At 55.7% G+C, this 17,471-nt stretch carries 19 protein-coding genes and 2 riboswitches; of the genes, 10 read left to right on the plus strand and 9 right to left on the minus strand.

Annotation, left to right across the window (positions count from 1 at the left end; genetic code table 11):
- The first annotated feature begins 63 nt into the window (after positions 1-63).
- From GQF03_RS14100 to GQF03_RS14130, 7 genes are all read left to right on the plus strand, one after another.
- Entirely contained in the window at positions 64-693 is a 630-nt protein-coding gene (locus tag GQF03_RS14100) for a DsbA family protein (protein WP_161339934.1), read from the plus strand.
- Between the two features lie 22 nt (positions 694-715).
- Complete coding sequence (gene smc / locus GQF03_RS14105) at positions 716-4,177, plus strand: chromosome segregation protein SMC (RefSeq protein WP_161339935.1); 3,462 nt, start codon at positions 716-718, stop codon at positions 4,175-4,177.
- Between the two features lie 159 nt (positions 4,178-4,336).
- A complete protein-coding gene (locus GQF03_RS14110) occupies positions 4,337-4,654 on the plus strand; it encodes an AtpZ/AtpI family protein (RefSeq protein ID WP_161339936.1) in 318 nt (105 codons plus the stop codon).
- Positions 4,655-4,715: 61 nt separating this feature from the next.
- Positions 4,716-5,453: a F0F1 ATP synthase subunit A gene (locus GQF03_RS14115; RefSeq protein WP_161339937.1), complete on the plus strand. Its 738-nt coding sequence runs from the start codon at positions 4,716-4,718 to the stop codon at positions 5,451-5,453.
- A gap of 53 nt (positions 5,454-5,506) precedes the next feature.
- Entirely contained in the window at positions 5,507-5,731 is a 225-nt protein-coding gene (locus GQF03_RS14120) for a F0F1 ATP synthase subunit C (protein ID WP_161313699.1), read from the plus strand.
- A gap of 52 nt (positions 5,732-5,783) precedes the next feature.
- On the plus strand, positions 5,784-6,275 hold the full coding sequence (locus GQF03_RS14125; protein WP_161339938.1) for a F0F1 ATP synthase subunit B family protein: 492 nt from the start codon (positions 5,784-5,786) through the stop codon (positions 6,273-6,275).
- Entirely contained in the window at positions 6,275-6,760 is a 486-nt protein-coding gene (locus GQF03_RS14130) for a F0F1 ATP synthase subunit B family protein (RefSeq protein WP_161339939.1), read from the plus strand. The genes GQF03_RS14125 and GQF03_RS14130 overlap by 1 nt, the downstream gene beginning before the upstream one ends.
- Positions 6,761-6,880: 120 nt before the next feature.
- On the opposite strand, the gene gcvPB is transcribed toward GQF03_RS14130, so the two are convergent.
- The 6 genes from gcvPB to GQF03_RS14160 form a co-directional block, all read right to left on the minus strand.
- Positions 6,881-8,464, minus strand: a complete 1,584-nt coding sequence (gene gcvPB / locus GQF03_RS14135) for an aminomethyl-transferring glycine dehydrogenase subunit GcvPB (protein WP_174238734.1) — start codon at positions 8,462-8,464, stop codon at positions 6,881-6,883.
- Positions 8,464-9,807, minus strand: coding sequence for an aminomethyl-transferring glycine dehydrogenase subunit GcvPA (gene gcvPA / locus GQF03_RS14140; protein WP_161339940.1), 1,344 nt, complete (start codon positions 9,805-9,807; stop codon positions 8,464-8,466). The genes gcvPB and gcvPA overlap by 1 nt, the downstream gene beginning before the upstream one ends.
- Positions 9,807-10,181: a glycine cleavage system protein GcvH gene (gene gcvH / locus GQF03_RS14145; RefSeq protein ID WP_161339941.1), complete on the minus strand. Its 375-nt coding sequence runs from the start codon at positions 10,179-10,181 to the stop codon at positions 9,807-9,809. Before gcvH ends, gcvPA begins: the two co-directional genes overlap by 1 nt.
- Positions 10,182-10,201: 20 nt before the next feature.
- Positions 10,202-11,311, minus strand: a complete 1,110-nt coding sequence (gene gcvT, locus GQF03_RS14150) for a glycine cleavage system aminomethyltransferase GcvT (RefSeq protein WP_161339942.1) — start codon at positions 11,309-11,311, stop codon at positions 10,202-10,204.
- Between the two features lie 63 nt (positions 11,312-11,374).
- Positions 11,375-11,481, minus strand: a riboswitch (glycine riboswitch).
- 3 nt (positions 11,482-11,484) lie between these two features.
- A riboswitch (glycine riboswitch) is annotated at positions 11,485-11,574 on the minus strand.
- 67 nt (positions 11,575-11,641) lie between these two features.
- Positions 11,642-12,208 carry a hypothetical protein gene (locus GQF03_RS14155; RefSeq protein WP_161339943.1) on the minus strand — a complete coding sequence of 189 codons (567 nt, stop codon included), beginning with the start codon at positions 12,206-12,208 and terminating at the stop codon, positions 11,642-11,644.
- 21 nt (positions 12,209-12,229) lie between these two features.
- Positions 12,230-12,469, minus strand: coding sequence for a CDGSH iron-sulfur domain-containing protein (locus GQF03_RS14160; protein ID WP_161339944.1), 240 nt, complete (start codon positions 12,467-12,469; stop codon positions 12,230-12,232).
- Positions 12,470-12,604: 135 nt separating this feature from the next.
- On the opposite strand from GQF03_RS14160, the gene ispH reads away from it, so the two are divergent.
- Together ispH and thrB are read left to right on the plus strand one after the other, a co-directional pair.
- Complete coding sequence (gene ispH, locus GQF03_RS14165; RefSeq protein ID WP_206375977.1) at positions 12,605-13,564, plus strand: 4-hydroxy-3-methylbut-2-enyl diphosphate reductase; 960 nt, start codon at positions 12,605-12,607, stop codon at positions 13,562-13,564.
- A 3-nt stretch (positions 13,565-13,567) separates the two neighbouring features.
- Positions 13,568-14,533 (plus strand): homoserine kinase, encoded by a 966-nt coding sequence (gene thrB, locus GQF03_RS14170; protein WP_161339946.1) that lies wholly within the window; start codon positions 13,568-13,570, stop codon positions 14,531-14,533.
- A 17-nt stretch (positions 14,534-14,550) separates the two neighbouring features.
- Here thrB and GQF03_RS14175 read toward each other — a convergent pair whose 3' ends face one another.
- Positions 14,551-15,189: a hypothetical protein gene (locus tag GQF03_RS14175; protein WP_161339947.1), complete on the minus strand. Its 639-nt coding sequence runs from the start codon at positions 15,187-15,189 to the stop codon at positions 14,551-14,553.
- A 284-nt stretch (positions 15,190-15,473) separates the two neighbouring features.
- Here GQF03_RS14175 and rnhA point away from each other — a divergent pair, with 284 nt between their 5' ends.
- The gene (gene rnhA / locus GQF03_RS14180; RefSeq protein WP_380743758.1) at positions 15,474-15,905 is read left to right on the plus strand and encodes a ribonuclease HI; all 432 of its coding nucleotides are present in this window, start codon (positions 15,474-15,476) and stop codon (positions 15,903-15,905) included.
- Between the two features lie 59 nt (positions 15,906-15,964).
- Here rnhA and GQF03_RS14185 read toward each other — a convergent pair whose 3' ends face one another.
- Positions 15,965-16,444, minus strand: a complete 480-nt coding sequence (locus tag GQF03_RS14185; protein WP_161339949.1) for a peroxiredoxin — start codon at positions 16,442-16,444, stop codon at positions 15,965-15,967.
- Positions 16,445-16,547: 103 nt separating this feature from the next.
- Entirely contained in the window at positions 16,548-17,393 is an 846-nt protein-coding gene (locus tag GQF03_RS14190) for a protein-disulfide reductase DsbD domain-containing protein (RefSeq protein ID WP_161339950.1), read from the minus strand.
- Between the last annotated feature and the right edge of the window lie 78 nt (positions 17,394-17,471).

A 17,471-nucleotide genomic window follows, 5' to 3' on the forward strand; every position in this document is an offset into this window, starting at 1 on the left:
TCGTTTGAGGATTGAAGAATGAAAAGTTATACTCCCACCATATATAGTAGGAAAGATGGTAAATTGGCTATATCTCGGCGACATTTTGTAGCAGCTGGCGGCGCACTCCCGTTTGCTGCGGCGACGGCGACAGGACTTCTCGCACCCAGCGAGGCCCGTGCGGCGAAACCGCAAATCCTTGAAAGCGATCATGTGATGGGGCTGCCCGGGGCACCGATCACGATCATCGAATATGCGTCGCTGACCTGTGGCCATTGCGGCAACTTTCATAACCTCACCTTCGGTGGCTTGAAGAAAAACTACATCGATACCGGCAAGGTGAAATTCGTTTACCGCCATTTCCCTCTCGATCGGTATGCCTTTATCGCCGCGATCCTTGCGGAATGCGCCGGTGAGCAAGGTAATTTCTTTCAAATGATTGATGTCATTTTCGAACGCCAGGGCACCTGGACGCGCGAGAAAGACCCGGCGCTCGCTCTTATCGAGCTCGGAAAGGAAAACGGCGTTCCGCTTGAAAGTTTTGTGCATTGCCTGACCAATCAGGAGCTGGTTGATGCGATCGCTTCGGAAAGCCTGATCGGGTCGTCGCAATTTGGCGTCGATTCGACCCCTACGATTTTTATCCAGGGCGAAAAGTACGAGCGTAACCGGGACTTTGAGACCATGGACAGCTACCTGAAAACATTAGCGTAGATTTCCGAGTGATGGAGAGGCTGTGAAGTTTGCACATTTAAGACTGTCCGGGTTCAAATCCTTCGTCGAACCGACAGAACTCCTTATCAAGGACGGCCTCACCGGCATTGTCGGCCCGAATGGGTGCGGCAAGTCGAACCTGGTTGAAGCGCTGACCTGGGTGATGGGGGAGACTTCCGCCCGGAATTTGCGCGGCGGCGCGATGGACGACGTGATCTTCGCGGGAACGACCTCGCGCCCGCCTCGCAATGCGGCCGAAGTCACACTTGGTCTCGACAATCGCGAGCGAAAGGCACCGGCCAGTTATAACGATTCGGCGGATCTGGATATCACCCGTCGGATTCGCCGCGATACCGGTTCGGATTACCGTATAAACGGGAAGGTCGTCCGGGCGCGCGATGTGCAGCTGCTTTTCGCCGATCTTGCCACTGGCGCCCATTCCACCGCGATCGTCAGTCAGGGCCGCGTCGGCGCGCTCATCAACGCCAAGCCAAAGGAGCGGCGGCATCTCCTCGAAGAGGCGGCAGGGATTTCCGGCTTGCATTCCCGGCGGCACGAGGCGGAGCTGCGCCTCAACTCCGCGGAAGCCAATCTGGAGCGGGTCGACGACGTTATCGAACAACTCGAAGCGCAACTCGCCAACCTCAAACGGCAGGCGCGGCAGGCGAACCGCTATCGCAATATTTCGGGCCATATCCGCAAGACGGAGGCCTTACTTCTCTATCGCAAGCATCAGCAGGCCGTGGAAAAGGCAGCGACGGCCCGTGAAAAGTATGAGCAGGCCGTGATGGCGGTCAATGAACTGACGCGGCAGGCGGCGGCGGCGGAATCCGCGACCTTGCGCGCGAATGAGGCGCTAAAACCCCTGCGGGATGCAGAAGCCGCAGCCGCCTCCGCCGTTCATCGCCTGACGGTAGCGCGAGAAAATCTGGATGCGGAAGAAGAGCGGGCCAAGCGCACGAAACAACAGCTCGAAGATCGCAAGCGGCAGATCTCAAGCGATATGGTGCGCGAGAAGGATCTGGAGCAGGACGCTGCGGAAGCGATAAAGCGGCTTGAAGCAGAAAAAGCGGACATTGCAGAAGCAATGGAAGCGGCGGGCCCGCGCGCGGAAAGCCTGCGCGCCGAGGTGGAAGAGAAGGCGGCGGCGCTTCAGGAGCGCCAGGCGGCGTTTGATGCGAAAACAGAAAAGGTCGCGGCGGAACTCGCCGAACGCAATAGTCTGGTCCAACAAATAGAAGCGGCGACGTCGCAACTGGAGAAAATCACCGCGCGGCTGGCAGATCTTGACCGGGAGAAGACAGCCCTCGAAGAAAAAATCGGCGCAAGCGGAGGGGATAGTTCTTCCCTGGGATCCCTGCAGCAAAATATTGCGGCGCTCAATGACCTCAACGCGGCATGCGATAAAGCGGAACTCCTCCGGCAGGCCGCTGATGGCGCCGAACGGGAGGCCAGAGAGAAAGTCAAGATCGCCGAAAAAGACGTGACGACGCTGGAGGCGGAAGAAACTGCGCTCGCCCGCCTTATTGAAAATGTCGATGACGGCGAATGGCCCGGCGTGATTGAAGAGATGACCGTCAGTAAGGGGTATGAAGTCGCTCTCGGCGCGGCAATAGGCGACGAGTTGGAGGCCCCGGTGAATGAGGCGGCCTCCGCATACTGGCGAACCTTGGATGGCGGAAAAATTTCACAGGGCTTTCCGGCCGGCATCCCCACACTCGGTCAATTTGTAACCGGCCATCCCGCGTTGAAGGCCCGGCTTTCGCAGATCGCCGTCGTTGACGCAAGTGTTGGTGCCAAGATGCAGGGCGGACTCAAGCCGGGGCAGCGTCTGGTCACGCGCGACGGCGATCTCTGGCGCTGGGACGGCTATACACGAAAGGCAGGCGCCAAGACCGCCGCGGCGGCCCGTCTGGAACAGCGCAACCGCCTCGAGGAAATCGCGAAGAGCCTCGTCGGAAAGCGGAACATTCTGGCCAATACGACGAATGACCTAAAAGCCTGCGCCGATTTGCTGGCAAGGGAAACCGAGAAGCTGAAAGACCTTCGCCGCCAACAACGGGAACAGGAGCAGCAACTCTCCAAACTCCGGGCCGTGCATGCGGAGGAGATCCGCGAAAGCGCCGCCCGTCAATCCCGCCTCGCGTCATTAAGCGAAACGATCCTGGAACTGACCGGCGAAAAAGAGTCGCTTTCCGACAGCCTCATGAGCAAACAGAAGCTTCTTGCCGACATGCCGGAAATGGAAGGAAGCCGCGCGGAAATTGAAGCGCTTCGGAAAGAACTTCATGAAAAGCGGGACGAGCTCGCGGTGTTGCGCAGCGAATCGGACCGCCTGGAACGCGAATCCAGCGCCCGCAAGGACCGACTCGCCGCGATTGACCGGGAAGTCACAAGTTGGATCGACCGAAATAAAAATATGGCGGAACATTTCGTTCAACTCGAAATGCGGTTCAAGAATACGGCGGAAGAACTTGCGGAAATCGAGGGTAAGCCCGAGGAAATTGCGCTGAAACGGAACAATCTCATGGACGAGATTGCCCTCGCCGAAGGGCGCCGGTCAAATGCCCGGGACAAGCTGGCCGAGGCCGAATCGATTTTGGCGGATTGCGATTCTGCGCTCAAGAAATGCCAGGATGCTCTCGCCACATGCCGGGAAGAGCGTGTGCGCCATCAGTCCGATGTCGAACATATGACGGACGTGCTCAAAGGTCTCGCCGAGCAAATTCGTGAAAAACTGGACTGCAACCCGGATCAGATCAAGGCGGCGGGCGGCATCGAAGGCAACGAAGAAATTCCGCCCATCGACGACAGCGAGCGCAAACTCGAGCGTCTGAAACGGGAACGAGACGGTATGGGCCCGGTCAACCTGCGCGCCGAAATCGAGGCCGAGGAAGTGCAGGAGCAACTCACCACCCTGACGACGGAACGCGAGGACCTACTCGCCGCCATTGCGCGGCTGCGGCAGGGGATCGCCGGCCTCAACCGCGAAGGCCGGGAACGGCTGCTCGCCGCCTTCACCAAGGTTGATGAACATTTCCAGCAGCTCTTCAAACAGGTCTTCGGTGGCGGCCAGGCGCATTTGACCCTGACGGAATCCGATGACCCGCTGGCCGCGGGACTTGAAATCATGGCCAGCCCGCCCGGCAAGAAGCTGCAACTGATGTCGCTTCTATCAGGCGGGGAGCAGGCGTTGACAGCGGTCGCTCTGCTGTTTGCGGTATTCTTGACGAACCCCGCCCCCATCTGCGTCCTCGACGAGGTGGATGCGCCGCTCGATGACGTCAATGTCGAACGCCTTTGCCATCTTCTCGAGAGCATCGCCCATAATTCCGACACCCGTTTCCTCGTCGTCACCCATCATCCGATCACGATGGCGCGCATGGACAGGCTCTTTGGTGTGACCATGGCGGAGCGGGGAATCTCGCAGCTAGTTTCCGTCGATCTTGAGAAGGCAAAAGAGATTACGGAAAGCGCGGCATAGACCTGTTGAGGCAGCGCGGCAACGCTCCGGACAAACATTTATTGGCAAGGCGAAAAAGCGGCGCGTAGGGTCTTGACACTCCGGGGGGCAGACCGTATGTTTCCCGCGCTTTCTATGGGGGTGGAAGGGCACCAATTGGCTTTCCATCGGGAGACGCGAATGAGTAAACCGGAACCTCCCACGAAAGAAGAATTCAAGGCTCGTCTGGAAAAGGCGCGACATCAACAGGAGCAAGCCTCCTGGAAGCGGAGCGACTTGAAGGTTGAGCAGACCGGCGGCGCCGGCAGGGCTTGGCGACTATCTGTGGAAATGGTCGCGGCGTTGCTGGTATGCGGCTGGTTCGGCTGGTTGCTCGACAAGTGGTTGGACACAAAGCCGTGGTTAATGCTGGTATTTTTGATTGTCGGCGGCGTTGTCGGTCTATACAACGCGATAAAAGTTGCCAGACGCATGAATAACGGCAATTTTGACGAATAGGCATCTGGCTTCGGTCGGAGGCCGTGAGGTAGGTTGAAACAGTAAAGACAGGAAGAGCATCGTGGCGGCAGAACATAGCCCTCTTGCACAATTCGAGATCAAGCGCCTGATTCCCATGGATGTGGGCGGTCTTGACGTCTCCTTTACCAATGCTTCCCTGTTTATGGTCATCGCGATCGCGGCGATTACGCTCTTCCTGACCTGGAGCATGCGCGGACGCGCCATGGTGCCGGGGCGGATGCAGTCCATGGCCGAGATCAGCTATGAATTCATTGCCAACATGATCAAGGACAATGTGGGCTCGGACGGGCGGAAATATTTCCCTTTCATTTTCACGCTGTTCATGTTCGTGCTGTTTTGCAACCTCCTTGGCATGATCCCCTACACCTTCACGGTCACGAGCCAGATTATCGTGACCTTCGCCCTTGCGGCGGTCGTCTTCGTCGGCGTAACCATCATCGGCATCATCCGCCATGGGTTCAAATTTCTGACCTTTTTCGTGCCCAGCGGCGTGCCCTTCGTTCTGCTGATCATTCTGGTTCCGATCGAGATTATCTCCTATTTCGTTCGCCCCATCAGCCTGTCTGTCCGATTGTTCGCCAACATGCTGGCTGGCCATACGCTGCTGAAAGTGTTTGGCGGATTTGTCGTGAGCCTCGGGATTTATCTCGGATGGCTGCCGCTCGGGTTTATCGTTGTTCTGACAGGCTTGGAATTCCTCGTCGCATTCCTGCAGGCCTATGTGTTTGCAATCCTGTCATGCCTCTATCTTAACGATGCGCTTCACCTGCATCATTGAGTATAAGTTTAGTCCTCAACATTGGTTGTTCTTGATTTAGAAGGAAGAATATTATGGAATTAGAAGCCGCAAAGATGATCGGTGCCGGCCTTGCGACTATCGCGCTTGCAGGTGTGGGCGTGGGTATCGGAAATATCTTCGGATCATACGTTTCTGGCTCCCTGCGCAATCCGGCTGCTGCACCGAAGGTATTCGGTAACGTGCTGCTGGGCTTCGCCCTGACAGAAGCTGTTGCGCTGTTCGCGCTGGTTATCGCCTTCCTGATCCTGTTCGGTTAATCAACCTCTCTTGAAACAAGAGAATTTGGATCGATAGGATTAAGGAGCCGGTATGCCGCAACTTAATATCGCAGACTTCCCACCGCAGCTTGTATGGCTCGCGATTACTTTCGTCATCCTCTACTTCCTGATGGCGAAAGTCGCGATACCGGGCATTTCCGAGGTACTGGAAAGCCGGCAAAACCGTATTTCTTCGGATCTGGAAGAGGCAAGACGGCTGAGCGAAGATGCGGACAAGGCAAAAGCTGACTATGAGCAAGCCCTAGCCGAGGCCCGCGCCAAAGCCCATGGCATTGTTTCGGAACTGAAGGCCTCTATGGCCAAGGAACAGGAAGCAAGCAAGGCCGAACTGGATGCGGAACTGGCGAAAAAAGCCAAGGCTGCGGAAGCCAGCATTCGCGAAGCCAAGGAAACAGCGCTCAGCCATGTGCGGGAGATTGCGGCCGAAACCGCAAAATCGGCGGTGACCAAGCTCGTTGCCATTGATGTCTCCGACAAGGATGTGGAAGCCGCCGTTGCCGGCAGCATGAAGGGAGAGGCCTGATGCTACATGATCCCGCCTTTTGGGTCGCCATTGCCTTTTTCGGGTTTCTTGCGGTTCTTGTGTATTTCAAGGTGCCGCCGCTAATTGCCAAGCAACTTGACGCCCGCGCGGACAAGATCCGTGCGGAGCTTGAAGAGGCCAAAAAGCTGCGTGAAGAAGCCCAGTCGCTTTTTGCCGATTACCAGCGGCGACAGCATGATGCGCTGCAGACCGCAGAAGACATCGTTACGCGGGCCAAGGAAGACGCCGAAATCCTGCGCAAAGAAAGCATTCGGGAACTGGAAGCAACTCTGGCGCGCCGTCAGGAACTTGCGGAAATCAAGATCCGCCAGGCGGAGGAAAAAGCTGTTGCGGAAGTTCAGGGCATTGCCGTTGACGTCGCGATCGCCGCCGCAACGAAACTGATGCAGGATGGCCTGAAGGGTGAGAAGGCCGATGGCCTGATCAATCAGTCAATCGAGGGTCTGGAAAAACAGCTGAACTAGACCGGCAACCCGATCCGATACAAAGCCCCGCCCCAAGCGGGGCTTTTTTTATGCGCCATTAAGGACAAAAAAAGCCCCACCAAAAAGGTGGGGCTCAGGTTTGCAGCAGTCAATGGGAGGCTAAGATGCTGCAGAAAAAGCCGTTTCCTCGCCTTCTGTCGGCGCCGGCGGTGTATATCGAAGCACAGGATTACGCGCGGCCGCGGTTTCATCGAGCCGCCGGCGCGGCGCGTAATGCGGGGCGCCCAGGAAATAGTCGGTATCACCGGCCGCCGCGCGATCAAGCAAGTGACGCATAGCGCCGATAAACTCATCCAGCGTCTGACGCGATTCACTCTCTGTCGGCTCGATCAGCATGGCACCATGGACGACCAGCGGGAAATACATCGTCATCGGATGATACCCCTCATCAATCATCGCTTTCGCAAGATCAAGCGTCGTGACCCCCGTGCCTTTTAGCGTGCTGTCGTCAAACAGGGCTTCATGCATGCAAATGCCGTCGAAGGGCGAGTGCAGTTTGTCGTTAAGCCCCACGCGGACATAGTTGGCGTTAAGGACCGCATTTTCTGCAATCTGGCGAAGTCCGTCAGCGCCATGGCTCTGCATATAGGCGAGCGCCCGGATAAACATGCCCATTTGCCCATGAAAGCCCTTCATCCGGCCAAAGCTCTTTTGGGCCTGCCCTTCCGCCTGCTCGACGAGGTCGAAGCCGCTGTCGTTATGCACGACATAGGGGATCGGCGCAAACGGCGCCAACGCATCGGACAGCACAACCGGGCCTGCGCCCGGACCGCCGCCACCATGCGGCGTTGAGAACGTTTTGTGCAAATTGATATGCATCGCATCGACGCCGAGATCGCCGGGCCGGACCCGCCCCAGAATGGCATTGAGGTTGGCGCCATCGCAGTAAAAATATCCACCGACCTCATGCACCATATCGGCGATCTTCTTGACATCCGTTTCAAAAAGTCCGCAGGTATTGGGGTTGGTGAGCATGACGCCGGCGACGTCCGGTCCGAGCTTTTCGGCAAAGGCCTCCAGATCCATTCGTCCATCTTTGCGGGCGGGAACCGCCTCCACCTTATAGCCGCAAAGCGCCGCCGTCGCCGGATTGGTTCCATGCGCCGACTCCGGCACCAGAATGCGCGTCCGGCTCTCGCCGTTGGCCTCATGCGCCGCCCGGATGGCCATAACGCCGCACAGCTCCCCGTGCGCGCCAGCCGCGGGTGACATGGCCACCGCCGGCATGCCAGTAATGGTCTTCAGCCAGTGTGCAAGATCGTCGATGAGCTCAAGGGCGCCCTGCACCGTGCTGGTCGGTTGCAGGGGGTGCAAATCGCCAAGCCCGGCAAGGCGGGCAACTTTTTCATTGATCCGCGGATTATGCTTCATCGTGCAGGATCCGAGCGGATAGAACCCGGCGTCGATCGCGTAATTCTGTCGGCTGAGCCGCACAAAATGCCGAAGCACCTGGGGCTCGGAAAGATCGGGCAGTCCGATGGGGCCTTTCCGCTCCAGACCGCCGAGGCGTACTTTGACCGGCCTCGGATCGGCCATATCAACACCAATTCGGCCCGGCATCCCTTGTTCGAAAATGAGCGGCGATTCCAGCCGGAGCCCCATATTCCCCGTAAAGGTTTCTATCGATATTTCGCCATTGTCGACCGCGACAGGCTGGGTCGGGCGTCCTTTATTGTTCAACATCAGAGCACCTCCGCCAACGCAGTGACAAATGCGTTCATATCTGAATCCGAGCAAGTTTCCGTCGCCGCGACCAGTAATAAATTCGCCATATCCGGATTGTCCGGCATAAGGCGCGAGACTGGAACGCCTGCCAGTATCCCTTTGCTTGCCAGCTTTTCGACAATCATCGCCGCATTCGCCGGCAATCTGAGTGTAAATTCGTTGAAGAAGCTGTCATTGACGATACTGATGCCGTCAATTTTTTCGAGCATTTCCGCAAGTGTAACCGCCTGGCTGTGATTGAGGGCCGCCAGCTTCGCAAATCCGGTCTCCCCAAGCAGGCTCATATGGATCGTGAAAGCGAGCGAGCAAAGCCCTGCATTCGTGCAGATGTTGCTGGTCGCCTTCTCGCGGCGGATATGCTGTTCGCGCGTCGAAAGCGTGAGAACGAAACCGCGTTGCCCGTTTTGATCGACGGTCTGACCGCAAAGGCGGCCCGGCATCTGGCGGACATATTTCTGCCGTGTCGCCAGCAGGCCGACATAGGGACCGCCGTACGACAGGGGAACGCCAATCGACTGCCCCTCCCCGGCGACGATATCGGCACCCATTTCGCCCGGAGATTTGACGGCGCCGAGGGATACGACTTCGTTGACCACGACAACGAGCAGCGCGCCCGCCTCATGGCATTTTTCCGCGAGGGCCGTATAATCCTTAAGCCGCCCGAAAAAATCCGGAGTCTGCACCACAACGCATGCGACATCCGGCGTTATACGGGTATCAAAATCCTCATCGCCTTCCAACATCGGCGAGAGATCCTCCGTCTCGAATTCAGTGAACTGCAGCGTCGTTCGGGTGACGTCCCGATAATGAGGATGGAGGTTACCGGAAATGACAGCCTTTTTCCGCCGTGTGACCCGACAGGCCATCAAAACGGCTTCGGCGCAGGACGTCGCGCCGTCATACATAGAGGCATTTGCGACCTCCATACCGGTGATCAGGGCAACCTGAGTCTGAAATTCAAATAACGCCTGAAGCGTGCCCTGGCTGATTTCCGGCTGATAGGGTGTGTAGGACGTCAGAAATTCCGACCGCTGGATAACATGGTCCGCGACGGAGGGCACATGATGCTGATAGGCGCCGGCACCCAGAAAACAGGGCGCAGAATAGGGCGAGAGATTTTTCGCCGCCAGCGTCCTGAAGTTCTTCTCGACGTTCATTTCGCTTTCATGAAGCGGCAGGTCCAGAAGATCGCCAAGCCGCGCCTCCTCGGGAATATCGGCGAAAAGATCGTCAATCGATCCCACTCCGATTTCAGCCAGCATTTCTTCCCGCTCCAACGCGGTATGAGGCATATATCTCATTATTCGAGACCTTCAATGAAAGCCTTGTAGGCTTCCTCATCCATCAAGTCATCGAGCTCCGATGCGTCTGTGATTTTGATCTTCGCGAACCAGCCTTTATCCATCGCATCTTCATTGACCATCGTGGGCTCGCCTTCGAGTTCGCTGTTGACGGCTACGATTTCGCCGCTGACCGGAGAGTAAACTTCGGAGGCCGCCTTAACGCTCTCGACCACGGCGAGTTCGTCCGCTTTCGATATTTCCTTTCCAACTTCCGGCACCTCGACATATACAACATCGCCCAACTGGCCCTGTGCATAATCGCTAATACCGATTGTCGCCACATCGCCCTCAAGCAAAACCCATTCATGATCTTTTGTGAACTTGTAAGACATCCATTACACTCCAGTAAAAATTAACCTCGATAATACCGCTGTTCGACAAAAGGCATTTTTGCCACCACCGCAGGGCGGGGCTTGCCTCTGACAAGAAGATTTATTTTCGTGCCTATGCTGGAAAAGGCAAGCGGGACATAGCCCATCGCGATGGGAATCTCCAAACTAGGAGAGAAACCACCGGAGGTAATTTCGCCGATGACGTTACCGGCCTCATCCGTGATTTCGGTATGTTCACGCGCCGGCGCCCGCCCCTCCGGCAGTATTCCAACGCGTTTCATCGCCGGCTTATTGGCGATCTCGGCCTGAATAACGGCAGCACCCGGAAAACCGCCCTCTTCTCGACGGCGTTTGCTAATAGCCCAGAGAAGGCCCGCCGCAACCGGTGTCGTCTTTTCCGTAAGGTCATGGCCATACAAACAAAGTCCGGCCTCTAGCCGGAGCGAATCGCGGGCGCCAAGACCTATCGGTTTAACTTCGGGCTCCGCCAGCAGTTTTCGACAAAATCCAACAGCCTGTTCGTTCGGGATCGAAATTTCGTACCCATCCTCGCCCGTATAGCCGGATCGCGTCACAAAACAGGCGACGCCGTCAATCGCAACCTCCCGAAAACTCATGAAGGGCATTGACGCTATTTCCGCTGAATACCGAGCGAGTACTGCCGCGGCCTTGGGCCCCTGCAATGCAACCAGCGCCCGATCGGTCAATTCCGTCACCGACGCTTCCCCCGCGAGCCCCTCGGTCAGGAGCGCGATATCCTGTTCCTTGCAGGCCGCATTGACGACGACGAAAAGGTCCCCTTCCCTGCGCGTGACGATCAGATCGTCAAGAATTCCGCCGTTGTCATTGGTCAGGAAGCTGTAACGCATTTCACCAGGTTGCAGCGCCTGTATATCGCCGGGAATTAATTTTTCAATCGATTTGGAGGGGTTCGCGCCTGAAACGATCACCTGCCCCATATGCGAGACGTCGAACAAACCGGCAGCCGCCCGCGTATGCAAATGCTCCTTGATTATTCCATCCGGATATTGCACAGGCATGTCATAGCCCGCAAAGGGGACCATTTTCGCCCCTAATTCAACATGAAGATCATGAAGGACAGTTTTTTTCGTCGAGGAAGTTTCACTCATACATCGATCCCGGTTCAAGACAAAGGTTGAAAGCCCAGCACGGCAAATGCTGAAACCTACCCCCTCTGTCCTATAACCTGAGAGATTTGACGCTTCACATGGCGGTCTTAACTGCCAAACGAATCGCTTACCCCTTCGGTGAAATCACATACGCGATTTGCTTTCCAGAGTTTCATCCCCCTGCGGTCCGTTTGCCTGAGAGTTTCCGGGGTGGTTGCTCCTTCGGCGATGGTCTCTATGGCCATCTCTCCCGCGGGGATCGACTGAATGTGTCAGAATAATAAAGCCGAAATGCGATTAGTCAATCCGGTAATGGACCTTCTTGCTATTTCAGCTCTGCAGGCCCATTTGCTCCCGCGTGAGCTGAAAGCCGATAATAATCACATAATCACCGCCGGTTTTGAGGCCCGGTAGCGGGATACGCTGTTCCAGTTCCTCCTGTACCGTGGCGCGCCGACGCCCTTCTTCAACCTCGATGGGGCTATAGAAAATCTTTTTTGCAATAATTTTGCCTGTCTTCTCTGCGATCGCGACGAAAAAGGGAAATTCCTCGCTCTGGCTGGTTGCGGCCGGACCCTTGGTCGCGCCAATCCTCAGGATCAGTTCCACAATTACGGCTGTATCATCGTCCACATACTGGCATTGACCGCTAACCGGCACAATAATTCCTTCAAATCGGACATCGACCAGATCACGCCCCTCGCCTTCGCGGAAAATAGTAATCGTTTCGGCGCCCGGAAGAATTTCGACCTGCGGACAGGGCAGCAGCGGTTTTGGCTTACTGAAGATACTCAGAACATCGGTTTCGACGGTCCCGCTGCAGGCCGTCAGGAGGAACAGCGCGAGCATAACGGATGTCGCGCGCGTCAGAGTTTGAAGTTTCAAATACAGGGACATGTTTTACCGGCGAATTGTTGGCTAGAGTTTGTTGTGAGTTCCGTCGCAAAGGGGCGCGCTGCCGGTCTGCTTGCATCCGCAAAAATACAACTCCTGCGTTTCTGACGCTTTATAAATCAGCGGTTTCAAGTCCGTCACCTTGTGGGACCCGTCGCAGAAAGGTTGATTGCCGCTCAGGCCACAGGCGCACCAAGCATATTTTTTTCCTTCCTGCACCTCTACCTTATAAGGGGATTTACGCGCAATCTTACCTGTCGTCATTTCAATTTACCTCGCCTTGATATGGCGTTACCCTTGAAACTGTTGTATGAGTTCGGCAAATCTAGGATGGACCGGCGCAATTAGCAAGTTTTCTAGGGAATTAACCCATTTTAGAGCCATCCGGGCATGGAAATAATGAACAGAGAAAAACGGACATTGCTACTGGCCGCGCCGCGCGGGTTCTGCGCCGGCGTCGATCGTGCGATCCAGATTGTCGAACGCGCGTTGGAAAAGTACGGCGCGCCGGTCTATGTGCGCCACGAAATCGTGCATAATCGTTTCGTGGTCGAAAATCTTGAGAAGAAGGGGGCGGTTTTCGTCGACGAACTTGCGGACGTGCCCAAAGGCGTGCCGGTTATATTTTCCGCCCATGGTGTCGCGAAATCGGTGCCTGAAGAGGCCGAAAGCCGCGCGATGTTCTATATCGATGCGACCTGCCCGCTGGTCAGCAAAGTCCATCGCGAGGCGGAACGTCACGAACGGGACAATCACGAAATTATCCTGATCGGACATCGCGGCCATCCGGAGGTAATCGGAACGATGGGCCAGCTCGCGGAAGGCCAGATCACGCTTGTCGAAACAGCGGATGAAGCCCGCGCCTTCGTGCAGAAACAATCCGACAAAGGCCTCGCCTATCTTACCCAGACGACCCTGTCCGTCGATGAAACACGGGAGATCGTCGATATCCTGAAGGAACGCTTCCCGGATATCCAGGCGCCGAGAAAGGAAGATATCTGCTACGCGACCACGAACCGGCAAGCCGCCGTGAAAATTCTGGCTGATCGCTGCGACGGCATGCTGGTGATCGGCGCGCCCAATTCTTCAAATTCCATGCGGCTTGTCGAAGTCGCGGAGAAAGCAGGATGCGCGAAAGTGGAACTGGTGCAGCGCGCAACGGACATTCCGTGGAACTGCCTGAAGGACGCGCGCACAATCGGCATCACCGCAGGGGCCTCTGCCCCGGAAACACTGGTTGAAGAGGTCGTCTCGGCCTTCTCGGAGCGTTACGACGTTACGGTTGAGGAAATTGTTACCAATCAGGAGCAGGTCGTCTTCAAGATGCCGAAGATTCTCGAGACCGAGGCCGCAGAATAATTAATGGCCGTTTACACCGAAATCTCCGATGACGAACTGGATGCGTTGCTGGATCAGTATGATCTCGGCCAGGCACTCTCCTGCAAGGGCATTGCCGAAGGGGTGGAAAACTCGAATTACCTGCTTCACACCGAGGCCGGATATTTTATTCTGACCCTCTACGAAAAGCGCGTTAATGCCAAGGATTTACCATTTTTTCTGGGCCTTATGGAGCATCTCGCCGCGGGCGGTTTCATGTCACCTACGCCGATAACGGCGAAGGACGGCAGCAATCTAAAAGAAGTCGCCGGGCGGCCAGCGGCAATCATCGAGTTCCTCGACGGCCGGTCGGTAAGACGGGCCACCCCGAACCATTGCGCCCTTCTCGGCCAAACCCTCGCCTTGTTGCACACAATCGGCAGCGACTTCAAGCTCACGCGGTCCAACACGCTGTCGCTTGCCAGCTGGCGGCCTCTCTACGAATCCTGCTTGAACAGCAACGGCAGCAGCCTGGAAGATGACTTGCTACCTGACATAGCGGCGGAAATCGACTTTCTGGAAAAGCATTGGCCCAACGATTTGCCGAGCGGGGTCATCCATGCGGATTTATTCCCTGACAATATCTTTTTCCTCAAAGACCGAGTAAGTGGCGTCATTGACTACTATTTCGCCTGTAACGACTTTTTCGCCTATGACCTTGCAATCTGCCTGAATGCCTGGTGTTTCGAGACAGACGGCAGCTTTAATATCACGAAAGCCCGAAAACTCCTCAACGGATATCGTGAGGTACGGGCTTTCTCCCAGCAGGAGCTTGAATTCCTGCCCTTGCTATGCCGGGGTGCCGCGATCCGCTTCCTGCTGACGCGGCTTTATGATTGGCTAAACCAAGTGGAAGGGGCCCTTGTTAAACCAAAGGATCCGCTGGAGTATTTCAAGAAATTGCAGTTTCATCAGGCCGTGACAACTGTTGCCGCCTACGGTCTCGATTGACGGCCGCCCGGCCTTATTTAATCAAAGAGGGAGTCGATCTCGTCCTGGGAAATTTCATGGCCTTCGGGGCGCGGTCCGCTCAATTCGACGTCGTCGTCGAACTGACCCGCGAGCTCGATGCCCTCAAGCTCCTGAAGCTCCTCTTCCCCGCCCAGAATATCGATCATCTTGCTGATACGCTCATCGACGAAGCTCAAGGTGGACACAACCTTTGAAATGCGCTGCCCCGTCACGTCCTGAAAATTGCAGGCTTCGTATATCTTCATCACCGCATTGCTGATCGCTTCGATACTTTCCACTTCCTCGGGAGAACCGGCATGCAGCTCCAGGCTTTCATTCTTGTCCTCAATGGTCTCGACAGCTTCCAAAATTGCATTGGTCGCTGTCTCGGTATCGCCGACGACGGCATCGAGCTGATCGGTCACGGAATTAATCTTTTGACCGTTCTTGGATGAACTCAGCGAGGCAATTTCACGGCGGGTTTCCAGGATGACATCGGAAAGCTCCTGAAGCTCCTGCCGCAGCTTTTCAAGCTCCTCAGAGGCTTTTGTCTCCACCTCCTCGGCCGCAGAGACGGTGACGGCATCATCCGGACCAAGTTGCGTCTTGATATCATTGAGCGCGTCAATAATCTCCTGATACTGGGCGCTGCTCATGGTATTTTCTAAAGGTGATGACTCCGGAAGATTACTTGCGCCAAACTGCCGGATTTCCGCCGAGAATAATTTTTTCTGCATCTTGCCCACATATACATTGAGTTTCGGCAAGGAGAATAAACCCTTGCGTTTGCCTCGCCCAAATTTGCCCGGAATGCGCTAACATTCAGTTAAAATTATAAATTTTCTGAAATTGCGGCCTGCTTCTGATCATGCTAATGACCGGAAAGGCCGTTGTTTTTTGGCTGGAGTTGCGGGTCAGGAGTTCGATCGTGTCGGATAATATTGTGGTGATTTACACGGATGGCGCCTGTTCGGGCAACCCGGGTCCCGGGGGGTGGGGCGCACTTCTAGAGTATAAAGGCAAGACGAAGGAGCTTTGCGGGGGGGAGGCCGAAACCACCAATAACCGGATGGAACTGACGGCCGCAATCAACGCGATCAATTCGCTCACGCGTCGATCCACTGTCGAGCTGCACACCGACAGCACGTATGTCAAAGATGGCATTACAAAATGGATGATCGGGTGGAAGAAAAACGGGTGGAAAACGGCTGCAAAAAAGCCGGTGAAAAACAAGGATCTCTGGCTAGCTCTGGACGACGCCATTTCCCAACATCAGATCAGATGGAAATGGGTCAAAGGGCACGCAGGCGACCCCGGCAATGAGAAAGCCGACGAACTTGCGAACAAGGGAATGGAAAAATTCAAGAAATAGGCGGCGGTAAGAACGCCGCGAAGGTAAGGGGAAAGCCGGCGCTTTCCCCTGTTTTTCGCTTAAAGCTGGCCAAGCAGCGTTTCCGCGTCGGAAACCTCGAAACCGCCGGTTTCTTCCAGATTGAGCTGTTTTACGACACCGTCATCGAGAATCATCGAATAGCGGCGCGAACGAACCCCCAGACCGGCGCCCGATGCATCGAACTCGACGCCGAGGGCTTTGGTAAAGGACGCATCCGGATCGGCAACCATCTTGATGCTGCCGGCACTATGATCCTTACCCCACGCGGCCATCACAAAGGGATCGTTGACCGAAAGGCAGACGATTTCATCGACGCCCTTGGCGGTAATTTTCGCGGTATTATCGACAAAACCCGGCAAATGCTTCGCTGAGCAGGTCGGGGTATAGGCGCCGGGCACGGCAAACAACGCCACTTTCTTGCCGCCGAACAAATCCGCCGTAGACATTTTTGTCGGCCCCTTCTCGGTCATCATCATCAACTCGGCATTCGGAAGTTTATCACCAACTTTTATCGTCATTTCAGTTTCCCATGTTTTAGTGGCTGCGAATTCTTTTCTGGATACTCTAACATAATCATGCAGGCGAAAATAAAAAGTATTCTGTTTCAGCCCGATGATAATTTTACTCGACGCGAAGGGTTTTTTCGCCTGAAAATTGATCGTCAAAGACCGTAACCGTCACAGTCTGCGCCGTCATGCGCTCATCCTTCCCTGGCAGATACCCGCGCAGTGTGAAATAGGCTTTCAGACCGTCCGGCGAGCGTTTCTTGGAGACAAGTTCGAAATACGATCCGTCCTTCCCCTCCACGATAATATCCGGCGCGTTGAACGGCTGGTCCGCCCGCGCCGTGACAGTAAAGACGTTTTCACTGTCTGCGGCGGCGGTGACATCGCGCAACACCGCACCGGCCGCGCCGATTGCACGAGGCACCCTGCGGACAAATTCCTGTATGACCACCGCCTCGGATGAAAGTTCTGCGCTGCCAGAGCCCAGCGAAAGCGCGAATTCATGCGTGACCGGGATGCAGACATTCTCGCATATGCCGATCTGTAGGCTCAGCTTCAGATCGACAGGCTTACCCGGCTCCGCAAGCGTGATGTCGATGGGAAACACTACCTCGTCATGATAACCCCAACTGAATAATCCATAGGTCTCGAAGAGTTCAGGAAGCGGCCAGAGGACGACAGCGTCCTTCACATTTTTAGAGCCAGTCCAGTCAAAGCGAGGCGGAATTCCCGAATCCCCGGGGCTACGCCAATAGGTTTTCCATCCGGGTGCCAGCTTGATTTGCAAGCCAATGCGGACGGAACCAAGGCCCTTCACGCCTTCGCGTTCGGAGATCAAGCGAAAACCGGACTGGTCGGTTCGCGCCCAATCCGTGGCAGTCTCCGCCCTCACATTTACGATTTGAGAGAGGGCAAGGCACAGGATCGCAATTTCAAGAACACGGAATCTCGGAAATCGCATGGAGAGGGAACCTTCTGTCTTAAAATGGGCCTATTTCAGCTTATATAAAACATTATTAAGGGTTGATGTGTCACAATC

The sequence above is a fragment of the Sneathiella chungangensis genome (genome assembly GCF_009882935.1).
In the GTDB taxonomy this organism is placed as follows: domain Bacteria; phylum Pseudomonadota; class Alphaproteobacteria; order Sneathiellales; family Sneathiellaceae; genus Sneathiella; species Sneathiella chungangensis.